Raw genomic sequence first — 15,795 nt, 5'->3', positions numbered from 1 at the left:
CGTAATAACAATACGAGGGTTATCTGACGTACTTTTGCTTAGGCAACACTGTGTCCCGTTGATGCTTGCCAAATACTGAACCATTGTTGCTTGGTTAACTGAATGTTGCTTGAGTTTACTGCACTACGAATTCGTTCAATATTACCACTGCCAATAATCGGTGTCGGTTTACTGGGTAACATAGCGACCCAGGCATAAATAACCTGACTTATGTCTGCCGTGCTTACCTGGTCTGCCACCTCTGTTAAGCAGCTTCTTAATCGTACCACTTGCTCTGTTTGCTCACTGAATAATGTACCGCCTCCCAGACATGACCATGCCATAGGGCGTATATTTAATTGTTGGCATTGATCTAATACACCATCGTGTAAATGGGTTAAGCATTGCGGTGATATTTCCACTTGATTGGTGATGAGTGGATCGTCTAGCCGTGACTGCAGCAAAGTGAAATGATGGGGTAAAAAGTTGGACACACCAAAGTGGTTCACTTTACCTTGTTGTTTTAATTGTAAGAAAGCTTCAGCAACTTCATCTGCTTGCATTAAAGGATCGGGGCGATGAATCAGTAATGCGTCTAAATAGTCGGTTTTTAGCTCGATCAGTGAACGCTCAACGCTTCGAATAATATGCTGTTTACTGGTGTCGTAATGGTTGACGTAACGATTATCATACCCATCAAATGCAGGCTTGATACCGCACTTACTTATCAGTTGCATTTTCTGGCGTAAATGGGGAGCAAGGGCAAGGGCTTCGCCGAATAATGTCTCACATTGGTATACGCCATAAATGTCAGCATGATCCATGCTGGTTACCCCAAGCTCAAGATATTGCTCAATAAGCGTAAGCCTTTGTTGCGGGGTCATGTTCCATGCATCAATACGCCAAAAACCGGCAATAAAATCTGAAAATGCAAAATGAGATGTTGTCATGAAGTGTCCTAATATAAATTGATGCTAAAGTGATTCAACCTAATCAATGCACCTACAGCGTAGTCGGTGCATTTTGTTTGTAGTTAGCTATTTCTGATAGATATGCACATCGCGTTGTGGGAACGGAATGCTAATGCCTTCAGCATCAAAGCGCATTTTAACCGCGCGGGTAATATCCCAATAAACATCCCAATAATCATCAGGTTTTACCCAAGGTCTGACGATAAAGTCAACCGATGATTCGCCTAGGGTGTGCAACTTCACAATAGGCTCAGGCGTTACTTGCACTTTTGGATGCTGGGTAACAATGTCTTTTAAAATTGTTTCAGCGTGCTCTATATTATCGCTATAACTGATGCCAAATGTCATATCTACACGGCGCTGGTGCTCTGCGGTAATATTATTAATGGTGTCGCCCCAAATCTTGTTATTAGGAATAATAAGACGTTGGTTATCAAGTGTTTTAATGGTTGTCGATACTAGACTCATATGGCTGACTCTTCCGGTTACGCCGGCGGCATTAATTAAATCACCTACGTCAAAAGGGCGATAAACTAAAATCATCATTCCCGATGCAAAGTTAGATAAGGTGTCTTGCAAGGCGAAACCAATAATCACACCCGCGATACCAAAACCTGCTAGCAAAGGACCTAACTCAAAACCGAGTTGAGATAAGGCGACCAATAAACCAATAGCGAACACGGCTTTACTCGATAACGAAATAAAGAAGTCTTGTAATAATTTACTAAATTTAAGCTTAGAAGCTGTGACCGTTTTAGTGGCAACTCGGGTCACTATTTTGGCTATCAAACTGCTGATAAATAGTATTAATATAAAAATAATAATTTTAAAAGTAACGCTTGGGCCATTGTCTAAAGCCTGATGTTTAGCAACATTTGCCCATTCTTCCAGTAGGCTGGATGCAACATTAAAATTCAGCACATCCTGGGTGATATCCCCCGATATACTAAATAGGGTTTGTTTGATGTTAGCAGTGTCTTGACCTAATTGTTCTAACAGGGATGCGGCGGTCGATAAGCTGGCGCTATTTTGTGCTAGCCTTTCTTTGAGCGAACTCACGCGCTGCTTTTGCTCTGAGCTAATGTTGTCGCCTGCAGCAGTCGCTTCGCTGACTGATTTCTGTAGCTCATTTTGTGTATAAGACACTAGACTGTCTAGTCTATCTGCACGTGTTATTAAGCGTTTGGTTAGGGTTTTCCTTAAGGTTTCTACATCGAGTTTGACTTTTTCTGCCCAGATAATCGTTTCTAATTCAGCTTTAAGATAATGATCGCGTTGAAATTCGCGTTCTGAAATTCTCAATAAGATAGCATTATCACCGCTGCCACCATCTACCTGACTGCGAAGTTGAATGATATCGGTATTAAGGTAGTGACGTACTTGCTTTAAAAATACTAATTGAGACTGTACTAGCGGAACCACAAATTCCTCATCAATTTCACTGGCGTTAATCAAGTTATCGATCAGGTTTCTCAGTTCTATCACTCTGGTTTTAATGCGATATTCTGTAATTGATTTAATTTCACCTTTTAAGTCTGGTAATAAATCAATATCACCTTGAATGATTGATGATAATGATTCAATTTTATCGCGAACATCAGTACTGGTTTGATAGACGGGTTCGATTACCTGCTCGGGATTGATAGGTGACTCAGCGTGTGTGCTGACGGTGCCAAGAAGGCAAGCTAGAGTGAAACTGGCAGTAATAAGCATTCTTGGTATATTCAGGCTGAGCATATTAAAAGATCCTGTGGGTAAGCTATGTTGATTTTGGCATGCAGGCGGTGAGATATTTTATCATAAAGTGTTTATCTCGCTTAACCAATAAGCTTTTGGTACTAAGCCAATATTAGTCCATAATACGTCGCTGATTTAACAGGGTTGTAGACATATACTTAATATGCGTTACGTTTGAAAGGTATGTTTACCCGCAAGGATTTAAGATGTTATTACAATGTGCTTTTTGTCATAAAGGGTTTTCGGTAGCAAGTGTCACTCAAAGCCGTGGTAGAGGTCTTGGGTCGCATATTCAATGCCCTAAGTGTGGTGCTTGGTTAGGGCGGAATAAGTGGTTAACATCAGCCAAAATTATTGGCTTTTACGTTGCGGCAATAGCCGGTGTTGCAGGATATTATCTAGATAATGTGATGCATATTGTTACCCCAACAATCATTTTATCAGTGATATTGGTCGGGATAACACACATTATGGATCATTTAATTCTCATTGAAGCACCTGAAGACCAAGTGCCAAATATAAAGCTAGATTAGCTTATTATCTGTTCTTGGCTTTCTAAAGAGGCTTCCACCCAATAGATACCACCGAGTACAACAACGCCAATGATAACCATGGCAAGAATAATACCGATGTTTGCACGTATAAAGTTAGCCATGGTCAGTCCTATTTTTGAGATTTAACAGAATATGCGCCAATGTTACGAACATCAGCTTAAGTTTATCTTAATTTGATTAAGTCTTTAGTTGAATAGCCTAGTCGCGCACAAATTGGCGCTAAAAGTGATTTGTAACAATCTATAGCTTGCTTTTTTACTGCTGTCTTTTAGAATTGCTGCTTATTACATCCTCTTTAGTTTGGTATTTTTGTGAGATTTAGCCTTCAGTTAAAGCAACATATCGCAATTTGGCTTTGTGCCATTTTGATGGTATTGGCTTTGGCTGCGTCAAATCACAGTACTGAACACCATGAAGACGGCGTAAATTCTCATCACTGTACTTTGTGTTTTCACCAGCATCAGCTGAATAAAGTACTGCATGCATTTTCTTTTTCTATCCCGATCCAAAAACAGCAATATGAAGTTAGTGTTGATGTGTTGCCCGTTTTTTCATCAGTTAGCATATTTCATTATCACAGCCGTGGCCCTCCTTATACCGTGTAAACCTATTACAAATTGTTATTAATTTTTAATTGAATCGTCAGCAATTATTGCTTTGACGGCGTTAAGTTTATGGTTTTAGTCTCGCTAAATGATATTGCGGACTAAAACGTAGGGAGCATGTATGTCTGTTTTAAAAACACCTTTATCTTTAGTCGCTATCGGCTGTGCGTTTACTTCTGTTGCCGTAATGGCGGAAGATTCAAGTTTAACTAACCCCAATATTAGTGCCGTGTTAGACGGTTATTATCAATCGGGTGATCGTGCAATGTCTGAACGTGCTGAAGGATTTGGTTTAGGTGAGACCGAACTGGCTATCAGTGCCAATATTGACGATATGTTTTATGGCAAAATGACCGCAGTATTAGCCAGCCATGATGGTGATACTGCGCTTGAATTAGAAGAAGCCTTTATTCAAACTATGGCTTTGCCAGAAGGATTATCTGTTCGCGCAGGGCGCTTCTTATCTGATGTGGGCTATCTGAATAATCAACATTTACACACAGACTCTTTTGCCGATCGCCCAGCTGCTTACCGTGCATTTTTAGGTGGTCATTATTTCGATGATGGTTTACGAGTGAGTATTGTTGCTCCAACTGATATTTACTGGAACTTAGGCCTTGAAGTGTTTCAGGGCGATAAAATGCACGCAGCTGATGAGCATGGTGAACGTGACTTTAGCGATTTAGGTGTATATACCGCTTTCACCAAGTTAGGTGGTGATATTGGTGTTGATAGCTCCTGGCAGCTTGGTCTAGCTTACCTGAGTAATGACAACGGCAAAGTGATTGGCGAAGAAGAAGAGCATGACCATGTTGATGAGGGCGATGCTCACGGTGGTCATGATCACAGTGCGCAATATACCGGAGAGAATACCTACATTGCTGATTTTGTCTATAAATGGGCACCTAATGGTAATTATAAATATCAGCACTTAACTGTGAGTGGCGAATACTTTCGTGTGACAGACATTTTTGGCGTTGAAGAATCTGATCACGACCATGACATCTTAAGCGAAGCTGCTAATAACGACTATCATGAAGGTTGGTATGTCAGTAGCGTGTATCAATTAAGCCCGAATTGGTCTACGGGTTTACGTTATGGTCAAGTGGATACTTTTGAAGCTCATGGCGATCATTTAGATCCACAGAAGCTAAAAGAAACTGAAATCAGTTTAGCTTGGCACAACAGCCACTTCTCAACGGTTCGCCTGCAATATACTCATCAGCAAGGGACTAATTTTGAGGGTTTTGAAGACGACAATATCATCACTTTACAATATGTTATGACATTAGGAGCTCACGGTGCACATCAATTCTAGAATGATTAAAATGGCTGCTGGGCTTGCGTTAATATGCTCGGCATCTGCCAATGCAGAGTTAAATGTATTTGCTTGTGAGCCTGAATATGCCGCATTGACACAATCACTTGCGCCTGATGCAAAGGTGTATTCTGCAACTACAGCTATGCAAGACCCGCACTTGGTGCAGGCTCGCCCAAGCTTAATTGCCAAAATGCGTCAAGCGGATTTAGTGGTTTGTGCCGGTGCTGACCTTGAAATTGGTTGGCTACCTATGTTGCAGATGAAAGCATCTAACAACAGAGTTCGTTCAACGGATACAGGGTTATTCTATGCCGCCGAACATACCGACACCCTAGATAAACTCGAAAGTGTCGATCGTTCTATGGGGGATGTGCATGCTAAAGGTAATCCACATTTACATTTTGATCCGGTGAGAATGCTTGAAGTCGCTCAAGGTTTATCCGCTAAATTGATTCAGTTAGACCCGGACAATAAAGCGGCTTATACACAGGCTTTGAGTCAATTTAGTAGCCAGTGGCAAGCGAAAATTCCACAGTGGCAACAACAAGCACAAAGTCTGAAGGGTAAAAAAGTCATCGCCTACCATTCTAGTTTTCGTTATTTGTTTAACTGGACTGGGATTGAGCAGGTGGCAGACTTAGAGCCTAAGCCTGGTTTAGCGCCTACAAGCAGTCACTTAGCAACTTTACTTGCCCGTGCTGAAAAGGGAGATGTAATGGCGATAATCGTGGCATCTTACCAGGACGAGCGTGGTGCTGAATGGTTAGCGGAACGAGCTAATCTTAAGGTTGTTACTTTACCTATGTCAGTTGGCGGTAACGAGCAAAGTACTGACTTGATCAGTTTGTACGATAGTGTGCTGTCGTTATTAAACGGAGTGAAATAACTCATGTTTGATTTCGAACTTGCCGCCATTTTATTACCTGCCTTAGTGGCAGGTTTACTCGTGTTATCCACTCATGTGGTATTAGGTCGGCAAGTGTTAAAACGTGGCATAATCTTCATTGATTTAGCCATAGCTCAAGTTGCCGCACTTGGTGCTATTGTGTCTCATATTGATCACGATATTGAGAATATACCTTTTTCACACGTGTGGATGCCGGCGCTGTTCGCGTTAGCTGGTGCGGGTGTGATAGCCTGGATGGCACGTAAATTTGAAGGTGAGCTTGAGGCTTTTATTGGGTGTTTTTATGTGCTTAGTGCAGTTGGGGCTATGTTGCTGTTAGCCAATGATCCCCACGGCGCTGAGCTGTTAAAACAGTTGATGTCAGGTCAAATATTGTGGGTGAGTTGGTCACAATTAATCTTACCAGCAGCAGTGTCTGCAGTTATTTTAGCCGCTATCGCGATTAGACCTAACTTACTTGACGGCGCTGGTTTTTACTTTCTCTTTGCGATTGTAATTACTTTGTCTGTTGAGCTTGTGGGGGTTTATTTAGTCTTTAGTTCGTTAATTTTACCGGCACTCGCACTGAATAAATACTTAGGTAAAGCTAGATTAGTATTGGCTTATATGGTCGGTATTATTGGTTATGTGAGTGGTTTATGGTTATCGGCCAGCTATGACCTGCCTAGTGGTGCGGCCATTGTTGCCACCCTAGCTATCAGCGCCTTGGTATTTAGATTAGCCATTGCACAAATGAATAAAACGTCATCTACAGCGATGAATTAAATTATTAATTATTCATCTATATAGGCTTGTTGTTCATAAATTGTCTGTATTTTCAGGCGAAATCGACGGTTTTCGTCGGTTTCGCCTTTTTTGAGCGTACACATGTATGCAAAATTGATTGAGTCAACTTGCTGGCATCGTTATACTGTCGCCAATTAATCCGCAGGAGTCTGTTGTGCTGCTAATCGCTCGTACGTTAATACTAGCCATACTATTGTGCCTTGCTTTTGTTTTGGTACTTATTTTATGTATCGTTCGTCCTATGCACCGTGACAATGTTCATGTGTTGGCTAGGATTTTTGCCTCAGTATCACCCGTGCTCGGCATTAAGGTGATCACCCGTCATGTGCAACCCGGCGTAGTTAATCAACAGAATATCTATTTAGGTAATCATCAAAACAATTTCGACCTGTTTACTCAAACTTCAGCAGTGCCTAAAGCAACGGTAAGTTTAGGCAAAAAAAGCTTGGCTTGGGTTCCCTTGTTTGGGCAGATTTACTGGCTAACGGGTAATATTCTAATTGATCGTAAAAACCGTTCTAGTGCATTTGATACTATGGCGAAAACGGTTAAAAAAATGCAAGAAAAGCACCTGTCTGTATGGATTTTTCCGGAAGGAACCCGTTCTAGAGGCAGAGGATTACTTCCCCTTAAAGTGGGGGCATTTCATACTGCAATAGCTGCCCAAGTGCCAGTCGTGCCAGTATTAGCCTCTTGTCAGGCACATATTAAGCTAAATCGTTGGAACAACGGTGTGGTTATTGTAGAAATGATGGCGCCAATTACCACCCAAGGTGTAGATAAAGCAGACACAAAGGTTTTTGCTGTGCAAGTTCATACTATTATGGCTAAGCGTTTGGCTGAGTTAAATCTAGAAGCCGCTGAATTAATGGCTAAACCTACGGCTTAAGATAACGTATAATACACAGATTATTACCTTATCTATTTTTAAGTCATTTGGAGTACTTCATGTCCATCGAACGTCAGTTAAAAGAACAGTTAGCCGAAAACCGCGAAATTGTTGAGAACCTTATTGCTGATGGTTCTGAACCTGATGCTGAATACACAATTGAACATCATTTTTCATCAAATAATTTTGACCGTTTAGAAAAAGCAGCTGTTGAAGCATTCAAAATGGGGTTTGAAGTTAATGACGCAGAGGAAATGGAATTAGAAGATGGATCAATTATCTTCTGTTTTGATGCTATCTCAAATCATAAATTAGAGGTTTCTTTACTTGATCAAGCTTGTGAACAGCTGATTACTATTGCTGTTAAACAAAAGGTTGATTATGACGGCTGGGGTACATACTTTGTCGGTGATGTTGAAGAGGGTGATGAAGAAGACGATGATTATGACGACGAAGACGACTTCGAAGATGATTATGAAGACGACGTTGAAGATGATGATAACAGTGTTAAAAAGCACTAGGTTCAGCTGAATTTTATTTCAAAATTAGTGTTAGATTCAGTTTAGAAGGTCTTTTTAAATGAATCGCTATTGATATGACAGACGTTAGTCTTAAACATAAAAACCACTCTAATGAGTGGTTTTTATGTTTAAGGGCTGATTAACTTGGTTTATCAGAAACCTATTCATTAGCGGTAAATACTACACTTTGGTTGCGACCATTTTGTTTGGCTGTATAAAGTGCTTTATCTGCACCTGATAACCAAATTGAGCTGTTCTCCGTACCAGGTTTAATTTCGTTAATACCCAGACTTACTGTTACCTTAATGATACGGTTATCACTTATAATTTCAGAGGCTTCAATTTTTTTACGTAATCTTTCTGTAAAATACAATGCGTCCGCTGAGCCTGTTTTAGCTAATACAATCGCAAATTCCTCTCCGCCATATCGGCCCGCACAATCGGTTTCACGTAAAGACTGCTTTAGTAAATGAGCAATATGCTGAATGACCTTATCACCCGCTGGGTGACCATAGGTATCATTTACATTCTTGAAGTGGTCGATATCGATCATGACTAGTGTTGCAGTATCTTGATAGCGAGTATTGCGTTCGTACTCATGCTCCATACAGTCTTGCCAATGTCGACGATTATGTAATTGAGTTAATCCATCTGTTTGACTCAACTCTTCAAGTTGCTCGTTCATTGCTTTGAGCTGTAACCTATTTACTGCCACGTCGCTAACATCGTAAACAATAATACTGATGTGGGTGATGTTACCCGTGAGTGAGGCAAGTGGCAGTAAGGTAATGTTTTGGTACATGAAATCTGCACGACCAGTAATGGGGCGATAGTTCTTAAACTTAAACACATATGGCCGTTGCTCCCAGCTAATAAAAGTGCGATTTTTGAGCAGAAACACCGACTCCATTTTCTGTTTTAACCAATCAGCAGGCACTTCGGGCAACTCTGTAAACAGATTTTTGCCTTTAATAAAATTCGGTGAAATGCCGCTATGGTTTTCCATAAAACCATTCCACAGTTGAATATTGTAATTGCGATCTAACACAATCAAGCCTACATCTATGGTTTGTACCATATCGATAAGCCAGTGTAGTTCGTTCATCGCATCGTGATCATTTGACATATTAACAATATCCAACTTTTAATCGAGAAGGTAACCGAGCTTGAAATTAAGCGTTGGTATCGAGTCTTCGGTAAACAGTAGTAGTAAGTCGCATTGGATATTGTAATCTTCAATACGATAATTAATTTCCATTGCAAGGGTACGCTGCCACTTCTCAGAACTGGCATGTATGAGGTCGTTAACAGTACAGTGGCGCCCTAATACAATTGGATGGCTTTGGCTAAATTTCATGTCCAGTTGTTCGGATATACCACTTAAAAATGCACCGATCAGCACATTACCGGTATCCATGAGTACTTCAACTTCGGTGTGAGTTTCTTCTTCAGTGTTAATTTTCATCAGTTTTGCCATATCTTCAAAACTGGAATCATGAAATAGCAGTAATGCCTCACCAGCCACACCCGCACCAATAAAGCCTTGGCAAAGCGCTGATATTGATGATGACTCTTCGGTTGCTTTTAGTGCCATAGTCAATTCACTGACCTCAAGCACATTAACATTTGGGATAGGTAACACTACAAAGACATCCAGCAATTTAGACAGCAAATCAGCGGCACGTCCCATAGCAACGTTAGCGATTTCTTGACAAGCATCACGTAGGTCGACTTTTACCATAGGTTGAATATCAGCTTCAGCGCCCTGGGTAAGGGTTAATATGCCGTATTCTTGTAAAATATTGCTGATAGCATCAGCGCTAACAGGTTTTTGGATAAAATCTAATGCACCTAAGGCTTTAACGCGCTCGTGGGCTTTTATTTGGATATCACCGGAAACCACAATAATTAATGCTGGTAAGTCTTGCTGTTGAACGATTTGCAATACTTCATAGCCGTCCATTACAGGCATATTCAGGTCAAGGAAAACAATTTCGCCTTTTCCTGCGCGAATAGCTTCAACACCTTCGGCGCCATTAGTGGCAAAAGTCACTTCCACATCCCAATCTTTTGGGAGTGTACGTGCCATCTGTTTTCTTGCTAATGCTGAGTCATCGCATATTAATACAGGAATGGTCATGTTGACTTGTTGTCCTTATTTCGCCTTGATGATGCAAGTATTTACTATCCGGTGAGCAGCAATACAATCTGGGCGTGCATTTATTATTATAAGACGTTTTGCTACTTTATCTTTCATTCTAGGATACTCGCCAACAAGATGCGAAATTATTAATCTTTTCATACCTTAATTTCACTGGATGATCACGTATGTCATGCAGTTTTTTGACTAATCTCACTTGGAATGTTTCAAAAAAGTAAATTCTTTATTTGTTGTATGTAAATGGCTGTCGACTTATTGACCTTAGCCAATAAGTCGACATGTTATATTGATTCGCTATACACGACAAACATGTTAACCTAAAATCTGGACTGACCAGTAAGGAAATGTTTCATGGAGAAGGAATTAGTGACGCTCGAGATCAGACAACATATTGCTTATGTTTGCCTTAATCGTCCCGAGAAAATGAACGCATTAAATTTTGATATGTTTGTTGCTATAGATAAAACGATTAAGCATATTGCCAAAGATCGCAGCGTTAAAGCCGTTATTTTATTCGGTGCGCAAGGTAATTTTAGCTCAGGTTTAGACGTTAAGAGTTTGTCTACTCAGCCATCGAAAGCAGTTTCTCTATTATTTAAATTCTTGCCAGGTAATGCAAATTTAGCTCAGCGCGTGTCGATTGGTTGGCAGCGACTACCAGTACCTGTAATTGCCGCTATTCAAGGTTGTTGTTTTGGTGGTGGAACCCAAATTGTATTAGGTGCTGATATGCGTATTGCAGAGCCTTCGGCAAAGTTTTCTATTATGGAAGCTAAGTGGGGATTGGTGCCTGATATGGCAGGGCTTGCCAGTTTAAGACACATTATGGCTAAAGATAAAGCGCTGCAGTTAACCTATAGTGCACAGATACTCACGGCAGATGATGCTTTAAAATATGGATTAGTGTCAGAGGTGACTGAGGATGCTATGGCAAGGGCTGAAGCTTTAGCTACACAATTTATGCAAACCTCACCCGATGCCATAGCGGCAATTAAACACAGTATTAATCGTAGCTGGGGCGCATCGGTTAGACAGCTATTAAGTCGTGAGTCGTTGAGTCAGATACGTCTTTTAATCGGAAAAAACCGTGTTATCGCTGCAATTCGTCAAACTAAAAATCCTGAGAAATCTTATCAACCTCGTCAACCATGGTGGTAGAAGCGGCTCCACTCACCATTATTTGCCATAAGCGTTATCGGCCGATAACGCTTCTTGAAAATCCTTCAATTCTTTCAAGTGCTTCTTGCCAACCACTCGAGTTAGCTAAAGTTAAGTCTAATTGATACTGGCGATAGTATTTAATGGGTTTGACTTGGTTGTATTGCTTGCGCGCAGGTGCATTCGCTTGTGCTAGAGGGTGGGAGTCAGGTGAAACTAAATCTAACACCGGAATAGACATCATCACCAATTGTTCAGCTATTTGTTTACGTTGACTCGACTCTTCTATTAAGTCTTCATACTCTCGGTAGGGGTTCACTAAAATTAGCAGCTCAGGGCTTGGTATTTTCTTTTCAAAAAGTAAGTGGGTGACCATGCCTGCACTGTCATCAAAAGCGATGATAATTTTTGCGCCTGGGTATGGCTGGCCAATCGCGGTTAATTGATTTAATGCTTCAGTGAGGTTAGCTTGCTGAAAATTACGTAATTCGAGGAGTTGTGCTGAGTTATATTTAGGTACGGCTTGTTGTGCGGGTAGGCTGAGTTGCGCGTCACCGGCTTTTTTTATTTGTTCACTTTCTGTGGTGAAATTAGGTCTATATAACCCTTTTGGTGGGGTTAAACTGATGGTAGCCCAGCCCTTAGCATTGAGTTCATGGCGTAAAAAACCCACCAGTCCCATGCTTTCCGCCTGGCTGTCTGACGGCCCTATGATGATAGCTAAGCCAAATTGCTGTTTACCACTCCAGGGTCTGACTAATACATCTATTTCTTTTGCTTCTACGGTGATTTTTTTTATTTCAGCGGCGGGAGTTGGGGCAAATGAAGGTTGCGCTAAAACAGCTGTGGACATTAACAACACGCTTAACAATAAATAATACCAAGTACGTAATGAGCTCAAATTAACCTCTTCTTATTTATGTTATAAACCAGCTAGGGTACAAACTTGTCATACCAATAATAGCTTAATGGATTTAAAAAAGAAGCACATGCCTTTTAACGGGGCATGTGCTTCTTTTCTATGCCTATTCAAATAGATTTATTTAAATAGGTGTTAGGTGTGTTTACACGTGGCTCACTAATACCATGCGTATTGCATCAAGTTGCAGCTGGCTGTCATCAATATATTCATTCAACTCTGCTATTTGGTTACGGATGTAATCCAGTTCAGCATCGCGGATATTAGGGTTAACCGCTTTAAGCGCCTCAAGACGGTTTAACTCGCCACCAAGCTGATGACTCATTTTATCTTTAGCGTTGAGTACTAATTCAGATAACACCGCTTTTGCATGGCCTTCACCGTGGGCAAACAAAGGGTGCAATATTGGCTGAGAAGCATTAACAAGCTTGCTGGCAATATGACGATTAACTGCACTAAGTTGTTTATCAAAGCTTTTATAATCGACTTTGTCCGACATATTGTTGCCACTCTTATCCAGTAAAATGCGGATAGGGGTAGGTGGCATATAACGGTATAACTGAGTCGATTTTGGTGCCGAAGCATCGGCCATATAAATCAGTTCTAAAAATAAGGTTCCAGCAGGCAAAGCTTTGTTTTTTAATACCGCAACACTGGTTGTGCCTGTTTCTGAACCGGTAATTAAATCTAAACCCGTTTGTACGATAGGATGTTCCTGCGAGATAAAGGCTATGTCATCGCGTGACAATGCAGTTTCACGATCGAACGTCACAGTGACACCATCTTCAGGTAAACCTGGATAAGTTGGATATAACATGTGCTCGCTTGGACGCAAGACAATAGTGTTTTCGCCGCAATCTTCTTGGTCAACGCCAATAATGTCCCATAGGCGGATGACACTGCCAATAAGGTCGGTACTGCTATCATTGTCCGCTAGGCGTTTAATCAACGCATTAGCGCGCTCACCACCGTGTGAGTTGATTTCTAATAGCTTATCTCGACCTTGTTCCATTGATTTTTTCAGTTGCTGATATTGCTGCTTAGTGTGATTCAGTAGCAGTGTAAGTGCCTCTTCGTCGTCATTGGCCAACACTTGAGTTAACTCTTCAGCAAACTGATTAAATAATACATGTCCACTTGGGCAGGTGAGTTCAAATGAATTTAATCCATCATGATACCAACGCATCAGGCGTTCCTGAGCTGTTCCCGCTAAGTAAGGCAAATGAATTTGAATGTCATTCTTCTGCCCAATACGATCTAAACGGCCAATGCGTTGCTCGAGTAAATCTGGGTTAAGCGGTAAATCAAATAACACTAAATGACTGGCAAATTGGAAGTTGCGTCCTTCAGATCCGATTTCAGAACAAATAAGCGCCTGAGCACCGCCGTCTTCCTGGGCAAAGTAAGCACCGGCTTTATCGCGCTCAATAATTGACATACCTTCATGGAATACTGTTGCCTGAATGCCTTCACGGGTACGTAGGGCTTCTTCAAGGCTTAATGCAGTTTCAGCTAAGCTGGCAATAATCAGTACTTTTTTACTGCGGTGACTTTTGAGGAAATCAATTAACCAGTCAACGCGTGGGTCAAACTTCCACCATGAGCTGTCGTTTTCAAAGGCTTGATAAAGTTTTTCAGGGCTTAACGCCTGTAATGCCTTGGCTTCAGGTGTTTTAGCGCCGCCCATCATGTCATTCACGCGCTGAGCAGTAACATATTGTTCCGGCATCGTTTGCGGATAAGGATTAAAATGACGCTGTGGGAAGCCTTTTACTGAGGCGCGGCTGTTACGGTACAGTACGCGGCCAGTGCCATGACGGTCTAATAATTCTTGTAACAACTCGTCACGGGCTTCTTGTTGTTGTGTTTCATCAACACCAGTTGCTTGAATTAATCGAATGTTAGGCTCGATGTCTTTCTCTGACAATAACTCAGTTAAGCTGTTGATTGCATCCTGACTTAAATTATCATTAGACGCCAAAGCTTGGGCTGCATCGGCAACATCTTTATAGCTGTTTTCTTCGCTTAAGAAAGCGTCGTAATCATAAAAACGATCGGGATCGAGTAGACGTAAACGAGCAAAGTGACTTTGGTGACCCAGTTGATCCGGTGTTGCTGTGAGTAATAACACCCCTGGTACAACTTCACTTAATGCTTCAACTATTTTATATGCGCGACTAGGGGCGTCTTCAGACCATTCTAAATGGTGAGCTTCATCGACCACTAACAAATCCCAATCGGCATCTAATGCTTGCTCAAGACGTTTCTTTTTACGCAATAATTCAAGCGAACAAATCACTAATTGTTCAGTATAAAAAGGATTATCGTTATCGGCATAAGCTTCAACACAGCGATCTTCATCAAATACTGAAAACCTGAGGTTAAAGCGGCGCAGCATTTCTACTAACCATTGGTGGCGTAAAGTATCTGGCACTATCACTAGAATGCGTTCAGCACGACCGGTTAGTAATTGTTGGTGGATGATTAACCCTGCTTCAATGGTTTTACCTAAGCCGACTTCATCGGCAAGTAATACTCTAGGTGCATAACGACGACCTACTTCATGAGCTATCCATTGTTGATGTGCAATTAACCCTACACGTGGACCTTGTAAACCTAGTAAATCAGAGGTGGCCAGCTTATGGCGTAATAATTGACATTGGTAGCGCACACCAAAACGTTCTAAGCGATCAATTTGACCCGCAAACAAGCGGTCTTGTGGCTTATTAAAACGAATGTTATGGCTCAGTAATGTTTCCCTTAAACTGACCTTTTCTTGGGTGTCGCTGTGGATCCCGTGATATACCACAATTTGATTTTTTTCTTCAATTTCTTCAACGGTCAGCTTCCAGCCATCACCGCTTTCAATGCAGTCACCAGGATTAAAAATGACCCTTGTTAGAGGTGCTTCAGCACGGGAGAACATCCGGTTCTCTCCTGTGGCAGGAAATAATAATGTGACCATCCGGCCTTCAACTTGCACTACTGTGCCTAATCCTAGTTCTGACTCGGTATCACTGATCCAGCGTTGACCTAAAGCAAACGGCATCTTCAACTCTCATGTTTAAAGCGGGAAACAAAAAGGGGGCGTATATTATCTCAAACCCACCCAGATATAAAATTTTAGCACTTAATTAGGCGGTTATTTTAAAATTAACCTGCTAACAGCAGCAAGTGGCTTATTAAGTGCTCAAAAAATACCGTGAAAACGGGGCTAAATAGATTGTCACTGTGTGATATGCCAAGAACGAATTAGTGCAATTCAATTTTACGCGGCCACAGATATA

15 protein-coding genes are annotated in these 15,795 nt (G+C 41.3%); 8 read left to right on the top strand and 7 right to left on the bottom strand.

Annotated features, from left to right (window positions below):
* Positions 1 to 38 precede the first annotated feature (38 nt).
* Together ACRWQN_RS17970 and ACRWQN_RS17965 are read right to left on the bottom strand one after the other, a co-directional pair.
* Positions 39 to 929, bottom strand: a complete 891-nt coding sequence (locus ACRWQN_RS17970; protein ID WP_434939222.1) for an aldo/keto reductase — start codon at positions 927 to 929, stop codon at positions 39 to 41.
* Between the two features lie 87 nt (positions 930 to 1,016).
* The gene (locus ACRWQN_RS17965; protein WP_434939221.1) at positions 1,017 to 2,687 is read right to left on the bottom strand and encodes a mechanosensitive ion channel family protein; all 1,671 of its coding nucleotides are present in this window, start codon (positions 2,685 to 2,687) and stop codon (positions 1,017 to 1,019) included.
* 206 nt (positions 2,688 to 2,893) lie between these two features.
* Between ACRWQN_RS17965 and ACRWQN_RS17960 the strand changes: the two genes are divergently transcribed.
* The gene (locus ACRWQN_RS17960; protein WP_434939220.1) at positions 2,894 to 3,220 is read left to right on the top strand and encodes a hypothetical protein; all 327 of its coding nucleotides are present in this window, start codon (positions 2,894 to 2,896) and stop codon (positions 3,218 to 3,220) included.
* Here ACRWQN_RS17960 and ACRWQN_RS17955 read toward each other — a convergent pair.
* Entirely contained in the window at positions 3,217 to 3,342 is a 126-nt protein-coding gene (locus ACRWQN_RS17955) for a hypothetical protein (RefSeq protein ID WP_434939219.1), read from the bottom strand. The two genes, ACRWQN_RS17960 and ACRWQN_RS17955, sit on opposite strands and share 4 nt — an antisense overlap.
* 210 nt (positions 3,343 to 3,552) lie before the next feature.
* Here ACRWQN_RS17955 and ACRWQN_RS17950 point away from each other — a divergent pair, with 210 nt between their 5' ends.
* The 6 genes from ACRWQN_RS17950 (at position 3,553) to rraB (ending at position 8,270) form a co-directional block, all read left to right on the top strand.
* The gene (locus ACRWQN_RS17950) at positions 3,553 to 3,846 is read left to right on the top strand and encodes an ABC-type zinc uptake system zinc chaperone (RefSeq protein ID WP_434939218.1); all 294 of its coding nucleotides are present in this window, start codon (positions 3,553 to 3,555) and stop codon (positions 3,844 to 3,846) included.
* Between the two features lie 121 nt (positions 3,847 to 3,967).
* Positions 3,968 to 5,164 carry a hypothetical protein gene (locus tag ACRWQN_RS17945; protein ID WP_434939217.1) on the top strand — a complete coding sequence of 399 codons (1,197 nt, stop codon included), beginning with the start codon at positions 3,968 to 3,970 and terminating at the stop codon, positions 5,162 to 5,164.
* Positions 5,148 to 6,053, top strand: coding sequence for a metal ABC transporter solute-binding protein, Zn/Mn family (locus ACRWQN_RS17940; protein ID WP_434939216.1), 906 nt, complete (start codon positions 5,148 to 5,150; stop codon positions 6,051 to 6,053). The genes ACRWQN_RS17945 and ACRWQN_RS17940 overlap by 17 nt, the downstream gene beginning before the upstream one ends.
* Positions 6,054 to 6,056: 3 nt before the next feature.
* Positions 6,057 to 6,839 carry a metal ABC transporter permease gene (locus ACRWQN_RS17935; RefSeq protein WP_434939215.1) on the top strand — a complete coding sequence of 261 codons (783 nt, stop codon included), beginning with the start codon at positions 6,057 to 6,059 and terminating at the stop codon, positions 6,837 to 6,839.
* A gap of 175 nt (positions 6,840 to 7,014) precedes the next feature.
* Entirely contained in the window at positions 7,015 to 7,749 is a 735-nt protein-coding gene (locus tag ACRWQN_RS17930) for a 1-acylglycerol-3-phosphate O-acyltransferase (protein WP_434939214.1), read from the top strand.
* A gap of 59 nt (positions 7,750 to 7,808) precedes the next feature.
* The gene (rraB, locus tag ACRWQN_RS17925) at positions 7,809 to 8,270 is read left to right on the top strand and encodes a ribonuclease E inhibitor RraB (RefSeq protein ID WP_434927229.1); all 462 of its coding nucleotides are present in this window, start codon (positions 7,809 to 7,811) and stop codon (positions 8,268 to 8,270) included.
* A gap of 160 nt (positions 8,271 to 8,430) precedes the next feature.
* Here the strand turns inward: rraB and ACRWQN_RS17920 are convergent, their stop codons facing one another.
* Positions 8,431 to 9,396: a diguanylate cyclase gene (locus ACRWQN_RS17920; RefSeq protein WP_434939213.1), complete on the bottom strand. Its 966-nt coding sequence runs from the start codon at positions 9,394 to 9,396 to the stop codon at positions 8,431 to 8,433.
* A gap of 18 nt (positions 9,397 to 9,414) precedes the next feature.
* A complete protein-coding gene (locus ACRWQN_RS17915) occupies positions 9,415 to 10,410 on the bottom strand; it encodes a response regulator (RefSeq protein WP_434939212.1) in 996 nt (331 codons plus the stop codon).
* A 372-nt stretch (positions 10,411 to 10,782) separates the two neighbouring features.
* On the opposite strand from ACRWQN_RS17915, the gene ACRWQN_RS17910 reads away from it, so the two are divergent.
* Positions 10,783 to 11,589 carry a crotonase/enoyl-CoA hydratase family protein gene (locus ACRWQN_RS17910; RefSeq protein WP_434939211.1) on the top strand — a complete coding sequence of 269 codons (807 nt, stop codon included), beginning with the start codon at positions 10,783 to 10,785 and terminating at the stop codon, positions 11,587 to 11,589.
* A 34-nt stretch (positions 11,590 to 11,623) separates the two neighbouring features.
* Here the strand turns inward: ACRWQN_RS17910 and ACRWQN_RS17905 are convergent, their stop codons facing one another.
* Together ACRWQN_RS17905 and rapA are read right to left on the bottom strand one after the other, a co-directional pair.
* Positions 11,624 to 12,442, bottom strand: a complete 819-nt coding sequence (locus ACRWQN_RS17905; RefSeq protein WP_434939210.1) for a DUF3530 family protein — start codon at positions 12,440 to 12,442, stop codon at positions 11,624 to 11,626.
* 211 nt (positions 12,443 to 12,653) lie between these two features.
* Positions 12,654 to 15,557, bottom strand: coding sequence for an RNA polymerase-associated protein RapA (gene rapA, locus ACRWQN_RS17900; RefSeq protein WP_434939209.1), 2,904 nt, complete (start codon positions 15,555 to 15,557; stop codon positions 12,654 to 12,656).
* Positions 15,558 to 15,795: the final 238 nt, after the last annotated feature.

Source organism: Shewanella sp. HL-SH8 (assembly GCF_051165765.1).
GTDB classification, from domain to species: domain Bacteria; phylum Pseudomonadota; class Gammaproteobacteria; order Enterobacterales; family Shewanellaceae; genus Shewanella; species Shewanella glacialimarina.
The sequence above is the reverse complement of the archived record's forward strand: the minus strand, read 5'-3'. Positions and strand labels throughout refer to the sequence as shown.